The sequence below is a fragment of the Metabacillus schmidteae genome, assembly GCF_903166545.1.
Taxonomy (GTDB): Bacteria; Bacillota; Bacilli; order Bacillales; family Bacillaceae; genus Metabacillus; species Metabacillus schmidteae.
Genome location: NZ_CAESCH010000001.1, coordinates 3,942,151 through 3,965,274 on the forward strand (window position 1 = coordinate 3,942,151; position 23,124 = coordinate 3,965,274).

The following is a 23,124-nucleotide window of genomic DNA, read 5'->3' on the forward strand; positions in this document are numbered from 1 at the left end:
TCTTTAATCTCCCTGAACAATTGGTGTGGTTTTAACTATATTTTCAATTGCTTGATATAGTACCGTTAACCTAACTTTACCATTCTCATTCGTTTGGTGCAAAACTTTTTCTCCAATTACCTTTTCTTTATCATCTAAATTATGTTCTACATCTAGTCTTCCACGATCTAATGCAGCTTCTTTTGCTTGTTTGACTGTATATTTCCTCGTGATTTCTTCTTTTTCGAGAAATGTTTCATTTACATATGCTATTGGCAATGTAAAATTCAAGAATTTTAAATAATAAACATCATCTTCCACTTCATACGTTTTATACGTGTTTTTTCCAAAGCCCCAGATTGGTATCCTAAAGGAACCAAATTGTATAAAATGCTTATCTTTAGTATCCCCAGTTAATACATGAAAAGTCGTATTTAAAGGAATTGTTATTGTTGATTTATACCAGGTCTCCCCAAAAATTTCAGCTTTTGCAGCAACTTTCTTTTGTTCCTCTTCTTTCCCTATCAATCCTGATACTAAAACTTGTCCTTTTGTCACATGTTCATGCAAAGTCGTTAAAGGTTGACCTTGCTCGACAAACATTTTTTTTATAACCGCTTCTTTTTCAGCTACAATATGTCTCGGACCTACTAGTTCTTCTTCTTCAGGTTGATTTTTTTCTACAACTTTTAAATGATAGGTTGTTCCCATCAATTCAACTCCAACCCATGTAATTTGCTGAATATTATCAGTTAGTGATTTTTGAATGTCATCCGGATTCTTAACGGAGAATTGAAATTTTCCTGTTTTCACTCCTATATTTGATAACTCTTTTTTGATAATGTGTTCTGTTTCCGGTGATGCACCCTCAATCTTGATCCCCCAAATCATATTCGATAATACGAAAATAACAACTAAAAAAGCGAGTAACCCGAGTACAAATCCACTGTTTTTCCAAGATCTTCTCACTAAGAAGGGAAAACCCACTCGTTTTTCAAATCGACATTTACAATCATTTTTTCTCGCGACTATTCGGAGGGCATGTACATCTTGAAGGCGAATATAAAAGCTTAACCCGTTGTCTTTACTGCGTTTTACATTCCATACAACGACATTCTCTCTCATACAATCATTTAAAAACCTTTCTGTTCCTCGTCCTGCAATAGTAACTTTTACAATACCATATAAATAACTAGTCCATTGATTTTTCATCCTTCTCCCCCTTGTAAACCACATTGCACTTATCTATTCTTTTTGTCTGCTGTGTTTCTTTTAGATGACTCACAGCAGACACCAGAGATCATGCACTAAAACCCTTTTGTGTATATTTCTTTTCATACATTTCTTAACAAAGATGCCTATGTTTCATCGAGATATAAAACTTGAACGATTTTTCCTTCTAATAAAATTTCTTCCGGTAGGATCGTCTTTATGACAAAGGCCTCACCTTTAATTAATAACTGCCCTTGTTTTAGTAATAGGCGAAGCTCAGTATCAGTAAATTTTAGGAGTCCACGATGATTTTCTATGTAAATATGAAGCTGTCCAACCATCGTAATTCTAGGAAGATCCATCATGACATCCGGCGGTAGTTCGATTGTATTTGTGATCCATCGTGTAAGTTGCTGGCGCCATTTTTTTGCCATAAAAAAAGACCCCCTTTCATCTCATATGTATGAGAGAAAATGGCGTCTTATAACAGGATTATTTGAATAGTTATGAATGTCTTCCCGATTTTGTGTAATGTGGATTTTTCGCACGCGGAGGACCTAATACTTCACTCCATATAACACCTTGTGCGGCCTTGTTTCGATCAATAACAAGATGAGATTGCCGAACGTTTCTGTTAACTGAAATTGGGCGTTCTTCCTTCACTACAGGCTTTTGTTTAGGTTGTTCTTTCATAACCTTTACGTCTATCCCACGCTCTCCAGAACGCTGCTTCATCTTTTCATAAGCCTCTTGTACGGTTTGAAGAGGGGGTCTTCTGTCTTCTTTTCTTTGCTTAGTTTCCACGGTAGTCATGACAGGCTTAGGTACTGGTCTTGGGTTTGATCTTGAGCTCTTCCTTGGTTCAGGTCGGTTTTCAGGCTTATTTGGAGCTTTAGATTTGTTTTCCTCTTCTTTATTTTTGTTTGTAAAAAGCCTTGAAAACACCCATACAAGAAATGCCCAAACGATAGGATTGGAGAAGATCTCCATTATATCCATGTTTTCTCCCTCCTTTGTGAGGAAAAGGAATGAAGAATATCATTCATTCCCTTATCATTTACAAATCTTAATATTGATCAGAATCATTTTGTTCTTTATTCGTTTTCCCAATTGAATCTCTCATTTCAGTATCTGCTGTAATATTTTTGATGTTCATATAATCCATTACACCGATATTCCCTGAACGAAGAGCTTCAGACATAGCAAGTGGTACTTGTGCTTCTGCTTCTACTACCTTCGCTTTCATTTCTTGGACTCGAGCTAGCATCTCTTGTTCCTGAGCAACAGCCATTGCTCTTCTTTCCTCTGCTTTTGCTTGAGCGATTTTCTTATCTGCTTCAGCCTGTTCAGTTTGTAATTCTGCACCGATATTTTTACCGATATCAACGTCCGCAATATCAATGGAGAGAATTTCAAATGCAGTTCCAGAATCTAATCCTTTACCTAATACAGTTTGAGAAATAAGGTCAGGATTTTCTAATACTTTTTTATGATTATCTGAAGAACCGATTGTGCTTACAATCCCTTCTCCAACACGTGCAATAATGGTGTCTTCTCCAGCACCACCAACTAAACGCTCAATGTTAGCTCTCACGGTAATTCTTGCTTTCGCCTTTACCTCAATACCATCCATCGCAACACCCGCAATGAACGGTGTTTCAATTACTTTAGGATTTACACTCATTTGAACAGCTTCTAATACATCACGACCTGCTAGATCGATAGCAGCACAGCGTTCAAATGTTAATTCAATATTTGCTCGTTCCGCAGCAATTAATGCATTCACAACACGGTCAACATTACCGCCTGCTAAATAGTGACTCTCTAGTTGATTTGTTGTAACATCAAGACCCGCTTTGTGAGCCTTAATCAACGGATTTACAACACGACTTGGTATAACTCGACGTAATCTCATTCCAATTAACGTAAATATGCTTATTCTTACACCAGCCGCCAAAGCTGAAATCCAGAGTGCAATTGGTACAAATGTAAAGAAAACACCTAAAAAGATTAGACCTAAAATGATAAGACCAATTAATAAGATAGCAGATGCATCCATAATGGTATTCCTCCTATTTTCTTAAATATGAATTAATCAATTAACTCTCTCACAACAATACGTGAACCTTCAACTTTCACAACTTTAACCTTGTTTCCCTTTGTAATATAACCACCTTCGGTTACGACATCAAGGCGTTCTTCATTGATAATGGCTGTTCCGGAAGGCCTTAATGTTGTTAATGCTACACCTTCTGATCCAACTAGTTCACGTCTGGAAACATTTGAAACATAGCCACTTTCGGTATTTGTTGAATCACGCAATATAAGTTTTTTAAATATATTCATACGCTTTCCAAACACCTTTACTAATAGAATGGATGCTGTAGTTGCTACAGCAAAAGAAATTAATAATGAAATCGTCATATGGACAAAGTCTCCTGATGCAATATATAAACTGCCAATGACGCTTCCAAACCCAAGTATACCTAATATTCCCCCAGGGACAAATAATTCAGCAACAATGAAAATAACTCCTAGAATAAAGAGTATAATTGCTTCCATCCCGGCCAGACCAGCTACCATGTGACCGTAAAAAAATAATAACAGTGCAGAAATCCCCATAAAACCAGGAATACCAAAACCTGGAGAATAAAGTTCAACAACTAACCCTAAACTCCCAATGGATAAAAGAATCGGAACAACGACAGGGTTTGTGATAAAGCGCGCTATTTTATCAGCAAGACTTTCCTCCGCTTCTATTACTGACGCATCTTGAAGGTTTAGCTGATTAAACAAGTCCGTTAAGTTAGCAGCCGTTCCTTCAGCATAGCCAACTTCAACAGCCTGTTTTGTTTCAAGTGTTAACAAATCACCTTCTCCGGCACCATATTCAGGAATATCTACATCTTTATCAGCCATAGCCAACGCAAACTTTGGATCACGACCATTTCGTTCAGCAGATTCCTTCATTTCAGATAACCACAAGGATTGGGCTTTGTCATCTGCTGCATTTCCATCACCTGTGATGATAGCCGCAGATCCCATTTGACCTCCCGGTGCCATATAAATCTGATCAGCGTTTAAAGCAATATATGCTCCAGCTGATATGGCACGTCTATCTATATAGGCTGTAATAGGAATCTCAGTTAAACGAAGTGTATCTGCTATTTCCATTGCTCCATCAACTGCACCGCCCAGCGTATTTATATCCAGGACAATATGATCTGCTTTTTGGGTTTGCGCTTCAGAAATATTTCTTTTTATATATTGAGATAACCCTTTTTCAACAGTTTCCTCAACTTTAATGACATACACTTTTTTAGTTGAATCAGCTTTAGCAATTGCTTGGTATCCTTGATAAAAACTGAGCAGAAAAGCAAAAACAATTAAAAACAGATAAAACTTCTTTCTCACTCTATCCCCCCTCTCTTTTCATCAGTTGTCTCTGTTACAATTGCTTATTGATTTTTGCGCATGCTTTTTCAATACTAAAAATCTGTCACAACTATCAATAGCTTACCAGGATAATTGTAATACGAATAGGAAAGCAAATAGTTTCATTTTATTTTATGTATACGTTTCCTTTTTAATTTAGTCATTTCTTATTTTATTATCCTTTTAAATCACGGTGTTCTTTTTGTAAAGTAAAAACACCTTGCTTTTGCAAGGTGTTTTTCTCATTTATGATAGCTGTTGTTGCACAAGCTTATTGACAAGACTTCCGTCTGCTTTACCTTTAACTTTGGGCATAAGTGCTCCCATTACTTTCCCCATATCGGCTTTAGAAGTAGCATTCACTTCTGAAATTGTTTGTTTAACAATTTCAGATACTTCTTCCTCGGAAAGCTGCTCAGGCATATAATCGACCAGTATATCGATTTCTGCTTGTGTTTTTTCAGCCAAGTCCAAACGATCAGCATTTTTAAATTCCTGGAGGGAGTCTTTGCGTTGTTTAAGTTCGCGAGAAAGAACCGTCAATTCTTCTTCAGCAGACAATTCAGTATTGCCAAGCTTTATTGCTTCATTTTGTAAAGCAGCCTTGACCATACGAATGACAACTAACTTTTCTTTTTCTTTGTTTTTCATCGCTTGTTTCATATCTTGATTCAATTGATCAAGAAGACTCATACGTACACCCTCTTTTAGAATTTGCGCTTTCTAGCTGCTTCAGACTTTTTCTTACGCTTTACGCTAGGCTTTTCATAGAATTCGCGCTTTCTTGCTTCTTGTATTGTACCACTTTTTGATACAGTACGTTTGAAACGACGAAGAGCATCCTCAAGCGACTCGTTTTTACGAACGACCGTTTTTGACATTCTCTTTCCCTCCCTCCGAATACAACCAATCGACATCTTGTAAATAAAACATGCCTATAGATAAACATGTACTTTGACATTATAATATAATGAATAATACAGGTCAACTCATATCCTAAAAAGATATAAGTTTCTTCTTAAATTTGAAAACTTAAGATTATATTATGCTGATTTGTATTGTTTGATTGTACAAAGTAACTAATTGAGTATTAATGGAGACCCTAATAATCTGAGGTGGATACTTCTCCTTTAACAATGGCAACTCCAGAGCTTGCACCTATTCGTGTTGCACCTGCTTTAATCAAAGCTTCAGCCCCTTCTGTATCTCTTACACCACCTGAAGCTTTGACACCAATTATAGGACCTACGGTTTTTCTCATTAGCTCGATATCCTCAACTGTTGCACCTCCAGTTGAAAATCCTGTAGAAGTTTTGACAAAGTCAGCCCCAGCTTTTACTGAAAGTTCACAAGCTCTAACTTTTTCTTCCTCAGTTAGTAAGCTAGTTTCAATAATCACCTTCGTTAATGCCTTACCTTTTGCAGCATCAACGACTGCTTTTATGTCTCTTAGTATAAGATCGTCGTTTTTATCCTTTAATGCTCCAATATTAATAACCATATCTACTTCTGTTGCACCTTTTTCAATGGCATCCTTTGTTTCAAACGCTTTTGTTTCAGGGGTGTTTGCTCCCAATGGAAAACCTATAACCGTACAAACCTTTACTTCCGAACCTTTTAATAACTGAGCAGCTGTTTCAACCCATGTTGGATTTACACAAACGGATGCAAATTGATATTCTATTGCTTCCTGACACAACTTCTCAACAACTTCTTTTGTTGTATCTGCTTTCAAAGCAGTATGGTCAATCATATTCGCTATTTTAGACATTATGTATCGTCTCCTTATTAATAGTTGTCCGACCTCTTACATCTTATCATTTCTTTAATTTAAAAACGAGTACAAAGTTAATTTATACTAAATTTATTCTTTTTATCACGCTTTAAAAGTTTAGAGAAACTTGGCTAGTCGCCAAGCCCTTATGGCGAAAGCCTTAGTTTTTCTTATACTATCTTCAATAAAATTTATATATTCTCTGATAGTACAAAAAGAGTTAGCACGTTTTATGCTAACCCTTTTCGTATTATGACGATAGTCGAACTTTTTCAGTTGGTTTGTTCAAATCTTCCATTACTTTAACAAACTGACCCTCATTATATGGGTAGCCTGCCTTTGTAATTTTCACTTTCACAATTTTTCCAACCATGTCTTCATTTGCTGGTAATACAACCTTTAAATAGTTATCTGTATAACCTACGTATAAATCTTCGTTAGATTCTTCTTTAAATCTTTCTTCTGGAATAATCTCTAAAACTTCATCTTCAAATTGAGATGCATATTCCTTAGCAAGCTGATTGGAAAGCTCAATTAAACGATGAACACGGTTGTTCTTTACTTCTTCGTCTATTTGATCTTCCATACGTGCTGCAGGAGTTCCTGTACGTTTGGAATAAGGAAATACATGAAGCTCTGAAAACTTATATTTTTTTATAAAATTATATGTTTCCATAAATTCTTCTTCTGTTTCACCAGGGAATCCAACAATAACATCAGATGTTATAGCTAAGCCTGGCAATGCCTCTTTTAAACGGTCTAAACGTTCCGCAAAAAACTCCATTGTGTATTTTCTGCGCATCCGCTTTAATACAGTGTCAGATCCAGATTGAATTGGAATATGCAAATGTCGCACAACTTTGTCTGACTTCTTTAGAACTTCAATAACTTCATCTGAAATTTGACTTGCTTCAATAGAAGAAATACGAATACGTTTTAACCCTTCCACCTGTTCATCTAAATCTCTTAATAGCATGGCAAGATTATAATCTTTCAAATCTTCACCATAACCACCAGTGTGGATTCCTGTTAGTACGATTTCTTTATAACCGGCATCCACCAGCTGTTGAGCTTGAGCAACAACTTCTTTTGGATCACGTGAACGCATTAAACCACGAGCCCATGGAATAATACAGAATGTACAAAAGTTATTACAACCCTCTTGGATCTTTAATGAAGCTCTCGTACGATCAGTAAAAGATGGAACATCTAATTCTTCATACACACGTGTTTTCATGATATTTCTAACACCGTTAATTGGTTGTCTTTCTTTTTTAAATTGTTCGATGTACTCAAGCATTTTGACACGATCCTGAGTTCCTACAACAATATCCACACCCGGAATCGCCATAATTTCAGCTGGTGATGTCTGTGCATAACAGCCTGTTACACAAATCACTCCATCCGGATTTTTTCGGATCGCACGACGAATGACTTGTCTACTCTTTTTATCACCGGTATTTGTTACTGTACACGTATTAATGACATATACATCTGCAACACGTTCGTATTCTGTACGCTCATAGCCAGCCTCTTTAAATAGCTGCCAAATGGCCTCTGTTTCATAATGATTTACCTTACAACCCAATGTATGAAATGCAACTGTAGGCATTATTCATCACCTCGATAATTCGAAATAATAGGAAACAGCAGATAATAAATATAATGGTGCTGTTTCCGTTCTTAAAATTCTTGGTCCAAAACTACATATATAAAAACCGGCTTCCTCTAATCTTTCAATTTCCTTTTCGGTTAGGCCACCCTCAGGGCCAAATACAGCAAGAAGTGAGTAGCCTTCTTCTAAATTTTCAAAAGCTCTAGTTAGATTTTTCTTTTCACCTTGTTTTGCTGACTCTTCATAAGCTACAACCTTCACATCATAGTCTTTTGCTAATTCCAGTATATGTTGAAATTCACATGGCTCTAATACATCCGGGATTTTATTGCGGTATGATTGCTCTGAAGCTTCCTTTGCAATCTTGTTCCAGCGTTCAAGCTTTTTCCCGATTTTCTTTGATTCAAGCTTCACAATTGAACGAGCAGCATTAAAAGGGATAAATGAAGAAGCACCTAATTCGGTGCCTTTTTGAATAATCCATTCAAGCTTATCCCCTTTAGGCAACCCGCTCGCAATGGATATAGATACAGGTAATTCACGGTTCACTGTCATCCATTCTAATACAAAACATTGAACATGGTCATTGGTAAATTCACCAATTTCACAAAGTGCTTCAAAACCATCCTGTGTACAGCAAATAATCTTACCTCCTGGTTGCATGCGTAACACACGTGAAATATGATGCACATCATCACCAGTTACATTAATTTTTGTCTCTATATCAGCCTTCACTTCATTCACAAAGTATCGTTGCAAAAGAAACGCCTTCTTTCCTTACTTCTTCTTCGCTATAAACGCAACCCAATCTTCCATTACCATTGTTTCTTCAATGACAAAGCCGGCATTCATTAGAGCATCTTTTACTTCCTGTTTTTTATTTTGAATAATTCCGGACGTGATAAAAGTTCCGTTTTCTTTCAATACTTCATAAGCTTTGTCAATAAAACGGACAATTATTTCAGCTAATATATTTGACACAATTAAGTCAACCGGACCTTCAACACCATCTAATAAGTTCTTTTGTGAAACATTTACAACGTTTTGAACCTTATTTAGCTTCACATTTAGCTTTGCACTCTCTACAGCAACCTGATCTAAATCATAGGCTTCAATATGTTTAGCACCTAGCAATCCAGCAGCAATACTTAACACACCTGATCCTGTGCCAACATCAATAATCGTATCTTCATTTTGAACTGTACGTTCCAGCGCTTGAATACATAGAACTGTTGTCGGGTGTGTCCCGGTTCCAAATGCCATGCCTGGATCCAGTTCGATAATTAATTCATCTGAGCTAACTGGTTCATAAATTTCCCATGTCGGAACAATTGTAAATTTCTCGGAAATTTTTACAGGATGGTAATATTTTTTCCACGCTGTCGCCCATTCTTCCTCGTTTACTTCACTAATTGTAATATGGTTTCTTCCCAAATCAATATCATATAACAATAGATTGTTAATTCCGGCTTTTATGGCATCAACTGTTTCACCAAGAAAACTATTAACGGGTAAATAGGCTTTTACTACAACGCCTTCCTCTGGATAATCGGTTGGATCTAGTTGGTAGATTTCTCCTAGGGCTGTACTCCGTTCTTTCATTAAATCTGCAAGATCCTCGATGACTACACCACTCGCACCAGCCTCATGCAGGATATTTGAAATAGGCTCTACTGCTTCTTGTGTTGTATGAACACTTAATTCTGACCACTTCATATCTACCAACTCCAATCCTAAACCATTAAAAAATTTCGTTTATTATATTAGTCACCTTTAAAGGCTCTTTTTACCTTATCAAAAAAACTTTCTTCATGTTCGTCAGGCTTCGTACCGCTAATGTCAGCAAATTCTCTTAAAAGATCTTTTTGCTTTTCAGTTAAGTTTGTCGGTGTTAAAACACGTAAAATAACGTACTGATCTCCTTGACCATAACCTCTTACATTTGGCACACCTTTACCAGACAAACGGAATTTCTTACCAGTCTGTGTACCAGCAGGAACTTTTAGCTTTACTTTTCCATGCAATGTTGGCACTTGAATTTCATCCCCAAGTGCTGCTTGAGCAAAGGTTAATGGCATTTCACAATAGATATCGTCGCCATCTCTTTCAAAGAATTCATGTTCTCTTACGTGGAACACGACATAAAGGTCACCTGGAGGTCCACCATTTACTCCTGGCTCGCCTTGGGCAGAAACACGTAATTGCTGACCATCATCTACACCAGCAGGAATTTTCACAGAAATTTTCTTCCGTTTTTTCACCTTACCAGTTCCACGACAGGTTCCACATTTATGTTTAATCATTTTCCCTGTACCTTCACAGTGATGACAAACACGGCGATTAACAATACGACCAAATGGTGTATTTTGTTCAACGCTTTGTTGCCCACTTCCACCACAATGTGTACAAGTTTCGGGCTGTGTTCCCTTTTGCGCACCTGATCCATCACATGTATCACACGTTTCTTCTCTAGGAATTTCAATTGTTGTTTCTTTGCCGAATACCGCTTCTTCAAAATCCAATGTCATCGTATATTGTAAGTCTGCACCCTGTCTTGGTGCATTAGGGTCTCTTCTGCGAGTTCCGCCACCAAAGATTGAGCTGAAAATATCTTCAAATCCAAAGCCGTCGCCGCCAAATCCGGCACCGCCACCGAAACCTTGGTTCGGATCAGTATGACCGAATTGATCATAATGAGCTTTCTTTTGATCATCGCTTAATGTTTCATAAGCTTCCGTAATTTCTTTGAATTTTGCATCAGCATCAGCTTCTTTGTTAATGTCCGGATGATATTTTTTTGATAGCTTTCGATAAGCCTTTTTAATCTCATCCTTACTCGCGTTCTTACTTAACCCGAGGACTTCATAGTAATCACGCTTGCTCATAATTTCTCACTCCCGATTTTCTCACATAAGGTAAATTGTATCACTCAAAAGAGATGAAAAGCAACATAATTATCTATCCATATAGCGCTCTTCATATTATTAGAAAAACTTGGCTTGTCGCAAGATTAATGGAGAAAGATTCAGTTTTCCTATTACTCTCTGATAGTGCAAAAAAAGCCAAAGTCAAGACCCACCCTGACTTTGACTTTTCACCTTAGATTGACTTATTTTTTGTCGTCATCATTTACTTCTTCAAATTCTGCATCAACAACATCGTCAGCCTTGTTTCCTGCATCAGTACCTTGTTGCGCACCAGCTGCTTGTTGAGCTTGCTCATATAGTTTCACTGAAAGCTCCTGTACGATTGTTTGAAGAGCTTCTTTTTTCGCTTTAATTTCTTCTAAGTTATTACTTTCGATCGCAGATTTTAAAGCATCCTTTGCCTCATTCGCTTTTGCTACTTCAGCTTCGTCTACTTTTCCTTCAAGATCTTTTAATGTTTTCTCTGTTTGGAAGACTAATTGATCTGCTTCATTGCGAAGTTCAACTTCTTCTTTACGCGCTTTATCAGCATCAGCATTTTCTTCCGCTTCTTTTACCATACGTTCGATTTCATCATCTGATAAACCAGTGTTTGATTTAATCGTAATCGCTTGTTCTTTGTTTGTTCCTAAGTCTTTAGCACGAACATTTACGATACCATTTTTATCAATATCAAATGATACTTCGATTTGTGGTACACCGCGTGGTGCCGGTGGAATATCTGTTAATTGGAAGCGACCTAATGTTTTGTTGTCAGCTGCCATTGGACGTTCACCTTGCAGGACATGAATATCAACTGCTGTTTGATTATCAGCTGCAGTTGAGAACACTTGTGATTTACTTGTCGGAATTGTAGTATTACGCTCAATAAGCTTTGTAAATACTCCACCCATTGTTTCAATACCAAGTGAAAGTGGTGTTACGTCAAGTAATACAACATCTTTAACGTCTCCAGTAATTACCCCACCTTGGATAGATGCACCAAGTGCAACAACTTCATCAGGATTTACACCTTTATGCGGCTCTTTTCCTAATGCTTTTTTAATCGCTTCTTGTACAGCAGGAATACGAGTAGATCCACCAACAAGAATTACTTTATCGATTTCATTAGCTGAAAGATCTGCATCACTAAGTGCTTGACGAACAGGTCCCATAGTTCTCTCTACTAAATCAGATGATAGTTCATCAAATTTTGCACGAGAAAGGCTTACTTCCAAGTGAAGTGGACCAGCTTCTCCAGCCGTAATAAATGGTAATGATATTTGAGTTGATGTTACACCTGAAAGATCTTTTTTCGCTTTTTCAGCTGCATCTTTTAGACGTTGCAGGGCCATTTTATCTTTAGAAAGATCAATGCCGTTTTCTTTTTTAAATTCAGCAACTAAATAGTCAATAATTACTTGGTCAAAGTCATCTCCACCAAGACGATTATCACCGGCAGTAGAACGTACTTCGAACACACCATCACCAAGCTCAAGTACTGATACGTCAAACGTACCGCCACCTAAGTCATAAACCAGGATTGTTTGGTCTTCGTCTGTTTTATCTAATCCATACGCTAAAGCCGCAGCAGTAGGTTCGTTGATAATACGTTCAACTTCTAAACCGGCAATTTTACCAGCATCCTTTGTTGCTTGACGCTCAGCATCATTGAAGTAAGCCGGAACAGTGATAACTGCTTTTGTTACTGGCTCACCTAAATATTCTTCTGCATAAGATTTTAAATGCTGAAGAATGATAGCTGAAAGTTCTTGAGGTGTATAGTTTTTACCTTCAACCTCTACTTTATGGTCAGTACCCATATGACGTTTAATAGAAATGATTGTATTCGGGTTAGTGATTGCCTGACGCTTTGCAACCTCACCAACTTGACGTTCACCGTTTTTGAAAGCAACTACAGAAGGAGTAGTACGGTTACCCTCTGGATTTGGAATCACTTTCGGTTCTCCGCCTTCTAAAACTGCGACACATGAGTTTGTTGTACCTAAGTCGATACCGATAATTTTACTCATTTAATAGAACCTCCTAATATGTAAGTGTTATTATTGATTTACTTTTACCATTGCAGGTCGAATAACTCGATCCTTTAGTTTATAGCCTTTTTGTAGTTCTTCAACTACAGTGTTCGATTCAAAATTTTCATCCTCAACTTGCATAACTGCTTGATGTAAATGTGGATCAAATGTTTCACCAACTGATTTAATTGTTTCTACACCTTCATTTTGAAGGGCTTGAACCAGCTGATTGTATACCATATTCATACCTTGTAATAACGATTTTGTTTGTTCATTATTAGCTTCTATTTGTAACGCTCTTTCAAAGTTATCAAGAGCAGGTAAAATGTCAGAAACAATATTTTGAGCACGGTACTTTTGAGCAGCTTCCTGATCTAAGCGTGTGCGGCGTCTAAAGTTGTCGAAGTCAGCTTGTGTTCGAAGCATTTTATTCTCTGTTTCGACAAGCTTTGCTTGTAACTCAGCCATTTTTTCAGCAGACTCATCACCAGCATTATCAGCTTCTTCAACAGTAATATCTTCTGCATCGACCAGTTCAACTTCAACTTCTTCAGTGTCTTGTGTATTTACTGTTTCTTCTTGTTCTGCAACGTTTTTTTCATTTGACACGATGTTTCACCTCCCTTAAAGAAATCATCATATCTTCTAGTTTAATATGCATAGGAATCGGATGGAATAGTGCATATTCCATCCATTTAACAATATAACCAAGCTTATCTTTCATGATACAAATCGGTGAGAGTTTTTGAAAGGTCACGGGTCATTCTTGTTAATAAGCTGACGACTCGTGAATACTCCATTCTAGTTGGACCTAATACGGCAATTGTACCAAATTGATTTTCTCCCAGAGAATATGTCGCTGTTATTAAGCTGCAGTTTTCCATTGCTGAATTGTCATTCTCTTTACCTATTTTAATCGTTATACCTGTGTTGTTACTTTTCAATAGACCATATAGTTCTTTTTCATGCTCAATCATCGTTAGTAACGACCTGATCCTGCCTATGTCAGAAAACTCCGGTTGGCTCAGCATATTCGTCTTACCGCCAAAGTAGATCTTTTCTGCTGAATCTACCTTTAACGAACCAGCCATGATCTTTAATAGCATATCATAGTTTTCAATATGATCTTTAAGAACCATAACAACTTCTTTGAAGATTTTATTCTGAAGCTCAACTATAGGAACCCCGACTAATCTTTCGTTTAAAATATTAACCATTTTTTCAATATCACTCGGATTAAGTGATCCCGGGAATGAAATCGTTCGATTTTCAACATGCCCCGTATTTGTCACTATGATAGCTACAGCCGTGTCATGATTGATTGGGACTATTTGTAATCTTTTTAAACGATTTTCATTCACTTTGGGTCCGAGTACAATTGATGTATAATTTGTCAATTCCGACAAAATTTGTGCTGATTTTTGAACAACCTTTTCCAGTTCAAATATTTTCTCAGCATAAATAGATTTTATTTGTGAAACTTCTGTTTTCGTTAGTCTCTGTGGAGATAATAAATGGTCCACATAATAGCGATAACCCTTCTCAGAAGGAACACGTCCAGAAGAACTATGAGTTTTTTCAATAAAACCCAGATCCTCTAAGTCAGCCATATCGTTCCTAATAGTAGCCGAGCTAAACGTAATATCGTCTTTTTTCGCTAATGATCGAGAACCTACAGGCTGAGCTGAATGAATAAAATCATCAATTATTACTTGAAGGATTAACAATTGGCGATCTGTAAGCATTATTCATCACCTCTGTTAGCACTCTTTGAGTGCGAGTGCTAAATATATATAAAAAGTTATCAAAACCAAAATAAATTGTCAATTATTAAATACAGGAATAAAGATGAATTTTTAACCAACATTATGAAATTAAAAACTCTTGAAATACTTCATTACCTAATAATTTTCCTTTTTGAGTTAAGAAAACAGCATGTTCAGTATCAATTAAAAACCCTTTATTCACTAATTGTTTTATCTGTTCTCCAAACTTTAGCTCTATTGATATGTTAAACTTCTCAAAAAATCTCTCTTTTTGGACACCTTCTACTTTGCGGAGTCCTAAAAACATTTCCTCTTCCATTGCCTCTTCGATGTTCACTTGATGTTGAGACTGATAAGCATGACCGGAATTTTGCACATTTTCGATATATTTCTTAATTGGTCCGATATTTGATGTTCTAACGCCATCTATATAGCCATGTGCTCCAGCTCCAAACCCATAATAGTAATCATTATTCCAATAAGTAATATTGTGGTTACTTTCATATCCCGGTATTGAATAATTACTAATTTCATATTGTTTAAACCCGTGCTTCTCCATTTCTTTCATTGCCAGCTCATACATATTAGCTTCTTGCTCTTGCGGTGGCAAAGATAATCTCCCCTTTTGCATGAGATTATAAAAAACAGTTTTAGGTTCAACGATCAAGGAATAAGCTGAAAAATGCTTAATATTTAAGGTGAAAGCTGTTTCTAGGGTCTTTTTAAACTGTTCTATTGTTTGACCAGGGAGTGCATACATGAGATCTAAGCTTATATTGTCAAAACCTGCTTGTTCTGCCTGATGAACTGTTCTGAACACGTCTTCCGTTCTATGAACACGTCCTATTTTTTTTAATAGCTCATCATCAAAACTTTGAACACCTATGCTTAGACGGTTAACACCAGCATTTTTTAATACAGATAGCTTATCTTGTGTCAGCTCACCGGGATTTGCTTCAACAGCAAACTCTACAAGCTGATTGTCAGGAAGTAATTCCTTCGTAATCCCTTCAAGGAGACGGTCTAACTGTTTTGCTGATAATGCAGTTGGGGTGCCTCCACCTATAAATATTGTCTTAAGAGGATTGTCTTGGGTAATTTTATTACTGTGATGCATCTCTTTAATTAACATTTCAATGTATTCATCTACTGGTTGGTGTTTAAAAAACACTTTATTAAAATCACAATAATGACAAATATGATGGCAAAAAGGGATATGAATGTATGCTGATTGAATCATTATTTCACCTTCTAATTAAGAAGCCGCAGACATAGCTGCGGCATCAGTTATATTTCAGTATAAGAGGTTCAAGTATAACATGGGTTTAGTTCTAATGGAAAAAATCAGCTTTCATCCATACGAAGTACTGCCATAAATGCTTCCTGGGGAACTTCAACTGATCCAACTTGTTTCATACGCTTCTTACCTTCTTTTTGCTTTTCTAAAAGCTTACGTTTACGAGAAATATCTCCTCCATAACATTTGGCAAGTACATTTTTCCGCATTGCTTTTATTGTAGATCTAGCCACAATTTTTTGGCCAATTGCCGCTTGAATAGGTACTTCGAATTGCTGACGTGGAATTAGCTCCTTTAGTTTCTCAACAATTTGCTTGCCACGGTCATATGCAGAATCACGGTGTACAATAAATGAAAGAGCATCTATTTTCTCAGCGTTTAACAAGATATCCATTTTCACCAATGTTGATGTCTTATACCCTATTAATTCATAATCAAATGAAGCATAGCCCTTCGTATTTGATTTCAATTGATCAAAGAAATCATACACAATTTCAGATAAAGGAATTTCGTAATTTATGCTCACTCGATTTTCATCCAGGTATTGCATATCGATAAAGTTTCCACGTTTTTTCTGGCAAAGCTCCATTACTGCACCAACGTAATCATTTGGAACCATAATGGCCGCTTTTACGTATGGCTCTTCAATATGATCTATTTTTTGCGGATCAGGCATGTTCGAAGGATTATCCACTCTAATTGCCTCGCCATCAGTTAAATGGACATCATAGATAACACTTGGAGCTGTTGTAATTAAATCAATTTTAAATTCGCGCTCAATACGCTCTTGAATAATCTCCATGTGCAGTAATCCGAGGAAACCACATCGGAATCCAAAACCTAAAGCTTGTGACGTCTCCGGCTCAAATTGAAGAGAGGAGTCGTTTAACTCAAGCTTTTCTAATGCCTCACGTAAATCGTTATATTTGGCAGTGTCAATTGGATATAGGCCACAGAATACCATAGGATTAAGCTTACGATAACCCGGTAGCGCTTCAGTTGCACCGTTTTTTGCATTTGTAATTGTATCACCAACACGAGTATCTCCAACGTTTTTGATCGCAGCCGTTAAAAATCCAACGTCTCCAACATTTAATTCTTTTAGCTGTACTGGTTTAGGGTTGAATACCCCAACTTCAGTAACTTCAAATTCTTTTCCTGTTGCCATCATCTTAATCTTTTGACCTACTTTAACCGTTCCTTCAACAACACGAATATAAGCAACTACACCGCGGTAAGCGTCATATAAGGAGTCAAAGATCAATGCTTTTAATGGTCCTTCTGGATCACCTTGTGGTGCAGGAACTTTCTCCACTACCTGTTCCAGAATCTCTTCAATACCAATACCAGCTTTAGCAGATGCTAAGACTGCTTCTGAAGCATCAAGACCGATTACATCCTCAACCTCTTGACGCACCCGCTCAGGATCAGCACTTGGCAGATCGATTTTATTAATAACAGGTAAAATTTCCAAATCATTATCGAGGGCTAAATACACATTCGCAAGTGTTTGAGCTTCAATTCCTTGTGCTGCATCCACAACAAGAATAGCTCCTTCACATGCTGCAAGACTGCGTGATACCTCGTACGTAAAATCCACATGTCCTGGAGTATCAATTAAATGGAAGGTGTATTCTTCTCCATCTTTAGCTTTATATCTTAATTGGACCGCATTTAGTTTAATCGTAATACCACGTTCACGTTCTAAATCCATTGAGTCTAACAACTGATTCTTCATTTCACGCTGAGTTAAAGCAGATGTCTTTTCTAAAATACGATCTGCTAGAGTAGATTTACCGTGATCAATATGGGCAATAATCGAAAAATTCCGGATTTTCGACTGCCTATTTAATTTTTCTTCTCTATTCATATTATGTCTTCACTCCTACATAGCTTACAAGTACACTATTTCCCATTATATCAACTGATATATCAACATTCAATGGATAAAAGTACAGGTAATGGATAAACAACCATGATCAATTAGAAAAACTTCGCTTATCGTCAAGTCATAATAGCGAAAACCTTAGCTTTTCTTATACTAACTTCTATAAAATCTTATGCTTTTTGATAGTACAAAAAAAACTGTCAAAAGATACAATATATAATGTACTCTTCTGACAGCTCTTTCTTTATAAATTGAAGATACGAATCATCCATCCATTACCTCTGTTATCATTTTAAGCAATGAGGAAACACCATTGCTAACGATATTGGCCAATTGTTTACCTAATTGAGAGAATATATTAAAAGCTTCAATTTGTTCTAACTGTTCTTGTTTTTTTTGGAGGTCCTGGCTCGTTACCTCATTCCCCAGGATTGAAGCTTCTATGTCACCCGTCTGGTCACTATCAATCTGGAAAGCACCTTGAAAATCAGGATCATTGTAGCCCTTCATTTTAATCATCCCTTGATTAGCCTGTTGCATTCCTATTAGGACCCCAAAAAGTAGAACTGAACAAAGAATAAAGCTTTTAAACATAAATTTAACCATGTTGCTTCCCTCACAATTAGTTTACTTATTTTCAGTCGGAGTGTCTCCGTTCACCTTTTCTGCTTGCCAGTAGTATTCACTAAAAATATCTGCCACTGCTGCCACTGTATTTTTTAATTCGTCCAAGTTATTATCTACTCCACCAAATTCGAGGAGCATTGCGTTATTCGATAAATCCTGATTATAAACACCATTGTAGCCTTTACCACCCTGTTCAAAAATACCTCTACTTAAACCAGGATATTTTTTTTGCAGTAGTTCATGAAGATCTTTCGCAAGCTGTTCATTTTTTTCCGCTGTAGGATTGTCTCCACCTATAACAAAAGCAAGCTTCGCATATGATTTGTCTCCAATTTTTATTGTGGTGACACCCTTTCTTTGAGAATCACGGTGAATGTCTATCATATACGTTAGATCTTGATTAGTAGCCATTGCACTTTGAACAACTGGACGAGAAGCTGTATAAGACTTTGCGTAATTCCAGCCTTTTTGTTTCAAATTATTTTGTATATCAGTTGTTTCCACTTGGCTTCCTATTCCTTCTCCTTGTAGGGCATTTCCTAATAGCTCACTCACCATTGTTACATTTGCCTTGGAATGAATTGCCCGATTTGGATCATCCTCACCCTCTAAGAGCGGAAGATAGGATTCAGTATTATGCGTGTTATAGATATACACCACTTTTTTGTCACCTGTAGATAATGCAGGAGGAGCTTTAGGCTCACCATCATCTGAATTCACAACATCATTTTTATCGATTGAAGCTTCTCTTTCTTCTAATAACACTTCAGTTGGCGGTGGTGATTCGTACGGCATATTCGTATAGTTTGTCCCATCTCCAGCAACAACAATTTCACTATCAAAGAGGGAAAAACCCGGCAACTCCCTACCTAATAGACTACGTGGATCATCTGGGTTAATGCTTGTCGCCACTTTTAACATAATGGAAGAAAGCTCTACCGGCTCAACTTTCTCAGGCATCGCAGAAACAAAATAACGGTTTTCCGCTCCTAGTAATTGCAGGAATGCCTCACTATTAATATGTTTGGTTAAATCACGGATTGATGAAGAAGTTAATCGATACTCCGGCTTTAAAGATGTTAAAACACCGGAAAGTAAAAATGTCATAACTAATGCAATGAAGCTTATAACGATTCCTTTTTTTATGCTTGTCCCATTTAAGGTAACAATCATATTGCGTCTAGTAGTAGTACGCTTCATTCTTATATCCTCCTTATGCTTGTCTACTAAATTGTATGAACAAGCATAAGAAAGTAGAACAACGTGTTAATGTGTATAACTACCTGAATTATGTTGATCTACCTGTTGGTGAAGGGCAGTATTTAAACCACTTGCAATTACATTTGCCATATCATCGATAAATGTATCCACTTCCTTTGGAGTTACCATTAAATTATGTCCTAAAGGTGCAAGTACTTCATGAATAAGCTTACGCTTTTCATCATCCTCTAAGCCTCCAACAATGCCTAAAAATTGTTGACGATGCTCATCACTCGGTAAATCCTCGTCTGTTAATACTTTACGCTCACCAAAGTTCATCCCTGCAGGTGTTAATGATCTCGAAGGCCTGTTGCCTTCGTTCATTTCCCGACCGAAATGCTTTAGGATATAATCGATCGTATCACTTGTTATTGACACAGCATCTACAACTGTTGGGATGCCGATGGCAATGACAGGGATGCCGAATGTTTCTTTACTTAATGCCTTTCGTTTATTCCCAACTCCTGAACCGGGATGAATACCGGTATCGGAGATTTGAATCGTTGTATTAACACGTTCTATCGATCTGGCAGCCAAAGCATCAATAGCTATAACAAAATCCGGTTTTGACTGCTCTATAACTCCCGAAATAATGTCACTTGTTTCAATACCTGTTATTCCCATAACTCCTGGAGCTATTGCACTTACTGGTCGGAAGCCTTCTTCAACATTTTCAGGTTGCAGTTTAAATAAATGTCTTGTAATCAAAAGGTTTTCCACCGCTAAAGGTCCAAGAGCATCCGGTGTAACGTTCCAATTCCCAAGTCCTACGACTAAACAGCTTGCATCTTTAGGTATATTTAAATCAGCTAAAAACTGACTGAAGTGCTTCGCAAAGACTTCCACTACTGTTTCTTGGAGCTCTGTGTCTTTTTGTCTTATCCCTTGGACTTCGAGGGTTAAATATTTCCCCGGCTTTTTCCCAACAATCTTAGAACCCTGTTCATCTATTTCTAATGAAGAAAGACCTACTCCCTCTTCCTCCCATTCTTTCATAATAACGCCACTAATATTGGATGTATCTTCAACCTCTGTCTGCTCAAGCGCCATCGCCCTCGCTTCAACAGCCAAGTCTGTTCGAACCGAATATTCACTTAAGTCGATTGACTTATCCATTTCATTACCTCCTATTTCATTCCTACTTTTTATCCTTGCCATTTATACAAGGAAACATTCTCTAAATTATTCTGTAAATGAAAGGATGAAACTTCACTTGACTCCCAAGTAAAATAAATTTTAATGGCTTTCAATGTATTTTCCTTTACATTAGTATTGCAATATGGGTAGCTGTTTGATAGAATATCTTTTGTTCATGTAAAGGAAATGGTCGAGTAATATAGATCTCGATTTACTTCTTAGGAGGTGAAAGATATGCCAAATATTAAATCTGCAATCAAACGCGTAAAAACTAGCAATGAGCGTAATGCACATAACTCTGCTATCAAATCAGCAATGCGTTCTGCTATTAAAAAAGTAGATGCACTAGTTCTAAACAACGATGTTGAAAATGCAAAAGCTGCACTTGTTGATGCAAACAGCAAAATCGATAAAGCTGCACAAAGCGGTTTAGTACACAAAAACACTGCTGCTCGTTACAAATCACGTTTAGCAAAAAGTGTTAACTAATAACTGCATAACTAAAGAAAAGACCTGGTAGGAGCGCTTTAGTTCTTATTAGAATCTTTCTTGTACGAAAAAACGATCCGGTTAGGATCGTTTTTTGTTTCTGCTTAAAATGTTGGAAAAGCGCTTTGAACTATAAGAGGCTGATCAAGGCGCTTTCTGCTTTTGTTATTTTTGATTAAACAATTTCAATAAAAATAGCTCCAACAACAGTTGTTTATCTTTTTTTCCTGTTTTCATTTCGTAATCCGCTTCTGCCAGATCCATTAAAATCATAGCCAATTCCTCTGTTTGAAACAGCCTGGCTTGTTGCATGGCGAGCTTAACTCTGAAAGGGTGTACTTTTACAGTTGTAGCAATCTGCTGCTGGCCATATCCTACCGCGGACAATTCCTTAACCTGTAGAATAAGACGAAACTGATTAACTAAAAGAGAAAGAATTTTAATTGGCTCTTCATTGTTTTTTAATAGGTCATAAAAAATTTGCAGAGCATGTTTGCTTCTTTTATGAATAACATGATCAATCAGGTCAAATATATTTTGTTCCAATGTCCTGGCAACAAGAAGGTTAACAGTATCGACCGTAACGAAACCACCTTCTCCTACATACGTACTAAGCTTTTGTAATTCTTGATGAATAACCATTAAATCTCCTGCTGTTAATAAAAGCAGCTGATTAACTGCATCCCTATCTAGTTCAACTTGTGCTTCTCTAGCAACGTTTTCCATCCACTTTATTGTATCAGCATCAGAAAGAGACTTCATTTCAAGTACTGTTGCTTGCTTTTTCAATAGCTTTGTAATCTTTTTCCGCTCATCTAGTTTTTCATATGGTGCAACAAAAACGGCAACAGTATATGGGGCAGGTGAATGTATGTATTGTTCAAGTTTTTCAATACGGTGTTCCACTTTTTCTTTCTTCTTTTCACTTGTTAAGAAAACAGGATTCTTTATTATCACTAAACGACGTTCTCCCATAAATGGTAGAGTTTCCGCATCCTCAAGAGCTGTTTCTATCGCTGTTTCTTCCATATCATACATGGATAAATTAAAATCCTTTTCTTCTTCCAGTAACGAAGCTTGTACAATATAACGCAATGTTTCTTGCATTAAAAAAGCCTCTTCTCCCAATAACAAATATACCGGTTGTAATTTCTTATTTTGTATATCCTTCCATACATCAAAAATCATCTTTACTCTCCAATCGTTCAATTCACTTTATTTATCGTAAAATGAAACAATGACTTTGGCAAGTATGAAAAATAAACTAAAGTTTGCATTCACATGACCATTTTATATAAAATAATTGTAAGGGACCTGATATTGCTACTCAGATCCCCTTTCATCTATATGAACGCTTCGATCCAGGGCCTAGGTAACCTGAAAACGAAACGATGCCCCAATGTTATCTATATTGTAGCCATTCATGATTAAATTATTTGTGAGTAATCAAGGCAACAATGGAAAGAAATAGCCTTTGTTAAGTAGAAGATGCTGTAGATTTTTTTAGTGTAATCGCTTATACTAAATATGATATAGGAGGGGTAAACGTGAACGAATTTGAAAAGAACGTACAAAGTAAGCGTAATGATGCTGTCGATTCAGGTGTAGGTTTCATTGCTTCTTTTGGATTTTTCGCGACAATTTTCATTATTGCTACTGTTGTTAAATTAATTGCTACATAATCATGACTGACTACATAAGA

Annotated in this window: 23 protein-coding genes; 2 read left to right on the plus strand and 21 right to left on the minus strand. The window is 36.8% G+C overall.

Annotated features, from left to right (window positions below; all coding sequences use genetic code 11):
* Positions 1–3: 3 nt before the first annotated feature.
* From yqfD to gpr, 20 genes are all read right to left on the minus strand, one after another.
* Positions 4–1,191 (minus strand): sporulation protein YqfD, encoded by a 1,188-nt coding sequence (gene yqfD / locus HWV59_RS19345; protein WP_102229449.1) that lies wholly within the window; start codon positions 1,189–1,191, stop codon positions 4–6.
* A gap of 146 nt (positions 1,192–1,337) precedes the next feature.
* On the minus strand, positions 1,338–1,625 hold the full coding sequence (gene yqfC, locus HWV59_RS19350; RefSeq protein WP_026558703.1) for a sporulation protein YqfC: 288 nt from the start codon (positions 1,623–1,625) through the stop codon (positions 1,338–1,340).
* 70 nt (positions 1,626–1,695) lie between these two features.
* A complete protein-coding gene (locus HWV59_RS19355) occupies positions 1,696–2,190 on the minus strand; it encodes a hypothetical protein (RefSeq protein ID WP_102229450.1) in 495 nt (164 codons plus the stop codon).
* Between the two features lie 67 nt (positions 2,191–2,257).
* Positions 2,258–3,250 carry a flotillin-like protein FloA gene (gene floA, locus HWV59_RS19360; protein WP_102229451.1) on the minus strand — a complete coding sequence of 331 codons (993 nt, stop codon included), beginning with the start codon at positions 3,248–3,250 and terminating at the stop codon, positions 2,258–2,260.
* A gap of 32 nt (positions 3,251–3,282) precedes the next feature.
* Positions 3,283–4,605 (minus strand): NfeD family protein, encoded by a 1,323-nt coding sequence (locus HWV59_RS19365; protein WP_102229452.1) that lies wholly within the window; start codon positions 4,603–4,605, stop codon positions 3,283–3,285.
* 267 nt (positions 4,606–4,872) lie between these two features.
* Positions 4,873–5,319: a GatB/YqeY domain-containing protein gene (locus tag HWV59_RS19370; RefSeq protein ID WP_102229453.1), complete on the minus strand. Its 447-nt coding sequence runs from the start codon at positions 5,317–5,319 to the stop codon at positions 4,873–4,875.
* Between the two features lie 14 nt (positions 5,320–5,333).
* Positions 5,334–5,507, minus strand: coding sequence for a 30S ribosomal protein S21 (gene rpsU, locus HWV59_RS19375; RefSeq protein WP_015595024.1), 174 nt, complete (start codon positions 5,505–5,507; stop codon positions 5,334–5,336).
* A gap of 221 nt (positions 5,508–5,728) precedes the next feature.
* Positions 5,729–6,397 carry a deoxyribose-phosphate aldolase gene (gene deoC, locus HWV59_RS19380; protein ID WP_175639794.1) on the minus strand — a complete coding sequence of 223 codons (669 nt, stop codon included), beginning with the start codon at positions 6,395–6,397 and terminating at the stop codon, positions 5,729–5,731.
* 253 nt (positions 6,398–6,650) lie between these two features.
* Positions 6,651–8,012, minus strand: coding sequence for a tRNA (N(6)-L-threonylcarbamoyladenosine(37)-C(2))-methylthiotransferase MtaB (gene mtaB, locus HWV59_RS19385; RefSeq protein WP_102229455.1), 1,362 nt, complete (start codon positions 8,010–8,012; stop codon positions 6,651–6,653).
* A gap of 6 nt (positions 8,013–8,018) precedes the next feature.
* Complete coding sequence (locus tag HWV59_RS19390; protein ID WP_175639795.1) at positions 8,019–8,774, minus strand: 16S rRNA (uracil(1498)-N(3))-methyltransferase; 756 nt, start codon at positions 8,772–8,774, stop codon at positions 8,019–8,021.
* Between the two features lie 18 nt (positions 8,775–8,792).
* Positions 8,793–9,731, minus strand: a complete 939-nt coding sequence (prmA, locus tag HWV59_RS19395) for a 50S ribosomal protein L11 methyltransferase (RefSeq protein ID WP_175639796.1) — start codon at positions 9,729–9,731, stop codon at positions 8,793–8,795.
* A gap of 47 nt (positions 9,732–9,778) precedes the next feature.
* The gene (gene dnaJ, locus HWV59_RS19400) at positions 9,779–10,900 is read right to left on the minus strand and encodes a molecular chaperone DnaJ (protein WP_175639797.1); all 1,122 of its coding nucleotides are present in this window, start codon (positions 10,898–10,900) and stop codon (positions 9,779–9,781) included.
* Between the two features lie 224 nt (positions 10,901–11,124).
* On the minus strand, positions 11,125–12,954 hold the full coding sequence (gene dnaK / locus HWV59_RS19405) for a molecular chaperone DnaK (protein ID WP_102229459.1): 1,830 nt from the start codon (positions 12,952–12,954) through the stop codon (positions 11,125–11,127).
* 30 nt (positions 12,955–12,984) lie between these two features.
* A complete protein-coding gene (gene grpE / locus HWV59_RS19410; RefSeq protein ID WP_102229460.1) occupies positions 12,985–13,566 on the minus strand; it encodes a nucleotide exchange factor GrpE in 582 nt (193 codons plus the stop codon).
* A 104-nt stretch (positions 13,567–13,670) separates the two neighbouring features.
* On the minus strand, positions 13,671–14,702 hold the full coding sequence (gene hrcA / locus HWV59_RS19415; RefSeq protein ID WP_102229461.1) for a heat-inducible transcriptional repressor HrcA: 1,032 nt from the start codon (positions 14,700–14,702) through the stop codon (positions 13,671–13,673).
* A gap of 121 nt (positions 14,703–14,823) precedes the next feature.
* Complete coding sequence (gene hemW, locus HWV59_RS19420) at positions 14,824–15,960, minus strand: radical SAM family heme chaperone HemW (protein ID WP_175640120.1); 1,137 nt, start codon at positions 15,958–15,960, stop codon at positions 14,824–14,826.
* Between the two features lie 107 nt (positions 15,961–16,067).
* Positions 16,068–17,891, minus strand: coding sequence for a translation elongation factor 4 (gene lepA, locus HWV59_RS19425; protein ID WP_102229463.1), 1,824 nt, complete (start codon positions 17,889–17,891; stop codon positions 16,068–16,070).
* Between the two features lie 282 nt (positions 17,892–18,173).
* Positions 18,174–18,515 (minus strand): YqxA family protein, encoded by a 342-nt coding sequence (locus HWV59_RS19430; protein ID WP_175639798.1) that lies wholly within the window; start codon positions 18,513–18,515, stop codon positions 18,174–18,176.
* Positions 18,516–18,536: 21 nt separating this feature from the next.
* Positions 18,537–19,736 (minus strand): stage II sporulation protein P, encoded by a 1,200-nt coding sequence (gene spoIIP, locus HWV59_RS19435; RefSeq protein WP_175639799.1) that lies wholly within the window; start codon positions 19,734–19,736, stop codon positions 18,537–18,539.
* A 66-nt stretch (positions 19,737–19,802) separates the two neighbouring features.
* Positions 19,803–20,912 carry a GPR endopeptidase gene (gpr, locus tag HWV59_RS19440; RefSeq protein ID WP_175639800.1) on the minus strand — a complete coding sequence of 370 codons (1,110 nt, stop codon included), beginning with the start codon at positions 20,910–20,912 and terminating at the stop codon, positions 19,803–19,805.
* Between the two features lie 255 nt (positions 20,913–21,167).
* On the opposite strand from gpr, the gene rpsT reads away from it, so the two are divergent.
* The gene (gene rpsT, locus HWV59_RS19445) at positions 21,168–21,422 is read left to right on the plus strand and encodes a 30S ribosomal protein S20 (RefSeq protein WP_102229467.1); all 255 of its coding nucleotides are present in this window, start codon (positions 21,168–21,170) and stop codon (positions 21,420–21,422) included.
* Between the two features lie 165 nt (positions 21,423–21,587).
* Here rpsT and holA read toward each other — a convergent pair whose 3' ends face one another.
* Entirely contained in the window at positions 21,588–22,610 is a 1,023-nt protein-coding gene (holA, locus tag HWV59_RS19450; protein WP_175639801.1) for a DNA polymerase III subunit delta, read from the minus strand.
* A 359-nt stretch (positions 22,611–22,969) separates the two neighbouring features.
* Between holA and HWV59_RS19455 the strand changes: the two genes are divergently transcribed.
* Positions 22,970–23,104, plus strand: coding sequence for a YqzM family protein (locus HWV59_RS19455; protein ID WP_102229469.1), 135 nt, complete (start codon positions 22,970–22,972; stop codon positions 23,102–23,104).
* The last annotated feature ends 20 nt before the right edge of the window (positions 23,105–23,124 follow it).

Coding starts and splice junctions, on each gene's coding strand:
- rpsU (WP_015595024.1), bottom strand. CDS start 5,507: ATGTCAAAAACGGTCGTTCGTAAAAACGAGTCGCTTGAGGATGCTCTT.
- dnaJ (WP_175639797.1), bottom strand. CDS start 10,900: ATGAGCAAGCGTGATTACTATGAAGTCCTCGGGTTAAGTAAGAACGCG.
- HWV59_RS19430 (WP_175639798.1), bottom strand. CDS start 18,515: ATGGTTAAATTTATGTTTAAAAGCTTTATTCTTTGTTCAGTTCTACTT.
- rpsT (WP_102229467.1), top strand. CDS start 21,168: ATGCCAAATATTAAATCTGCAATCAAACGCGTAAAAACTAGCAATGAG.
- yqfD (WP_102229449.1), bottom strand. CDS start 1,191: ATGAAAAATCAATGGACTAGTTATTTATATGGTATTGTAAAAGTTACT.
- spoIIP (WP_175639799.1), bottom strand. CDS start 19,736: ATGAAGCGTACTACTACTAGACGCAATATGATTGTTACCTTAAATGGG.
- HWV59_RS19355 (WP_102229450.1), bottom strand. CDS start 2,190: ATGGATATAATGGAGATCTTCTCCAATCCTATCGTTTGGGCATTTCTT.
- dnaK (WP_102229459.1), bottom strand. CDS start 12,954: ATGAGTAAAATTATCGGTATCGACTTAGGTACAACAAACTCATGTGTC.
- hrcA (WP_102229461.1), bottom strand. CDS start 14,702: ATGCTTACAGATCGCCAATTGTTAATCCTTCAAGTAATAATTGATGAT.
- yqfC (WP_026558703.1), bottom strand. CDS start 1,625: ATGGCAAAAAAATGGCGCCAGCAACTTACACGATGGATCACAAATACA.
- holA (WP_175639801.1), bottom strand. CDS start 22,610: ATGATTTTTGATGTATGGAAGGATATACAAAATAAGAAATTACAACCG.
- mtaB (WP_102229455.1), bottom strand. CDS start 8,012: ATGCCTACAGTTGCATTTCATACATTGGGTTGTAAGGTAAATCATTAT.
- deoC (WP_175639794.1), bottom strand. CDS start 6,397: ATGTCTAAAATAGCGAATATGATTGACCATACTGCTTTGAAAGCAGAT.
- lepA (WP_102229463.1), bottom strand. CDS start 17,891: ATGAATAGAGAAGAAAAATTAAATAGGCAGTCGAAAATCCGGAATTTT.
- prmA (WP_175639796.1), bottom strand. CDS start 9,731: ATGAAGTGGTCAGAATTAAGTGTTCATACAACACAAGAAGCAGTAGAG.
- HWV59_RS19370 (WP_102229453.1), bottom strand. CDS start 5,319: ATGAGTCTTCTTGATCAATTGAATCAAGATATGAAACAAGCGATGAAA.
- floA (WP_102229451.1), bottom strand. CDS start 3,250: ATGGATGCATCTGCTATCTTATTAATTGGTCTTATCATTTTAGGTCTA.
- gpr (WP_175639800.1), bottom strand. CDS start 20,912: ATGGATAAGTCAATCGACTTAAGTGAATATTCGGTTCGAACAGACTTG.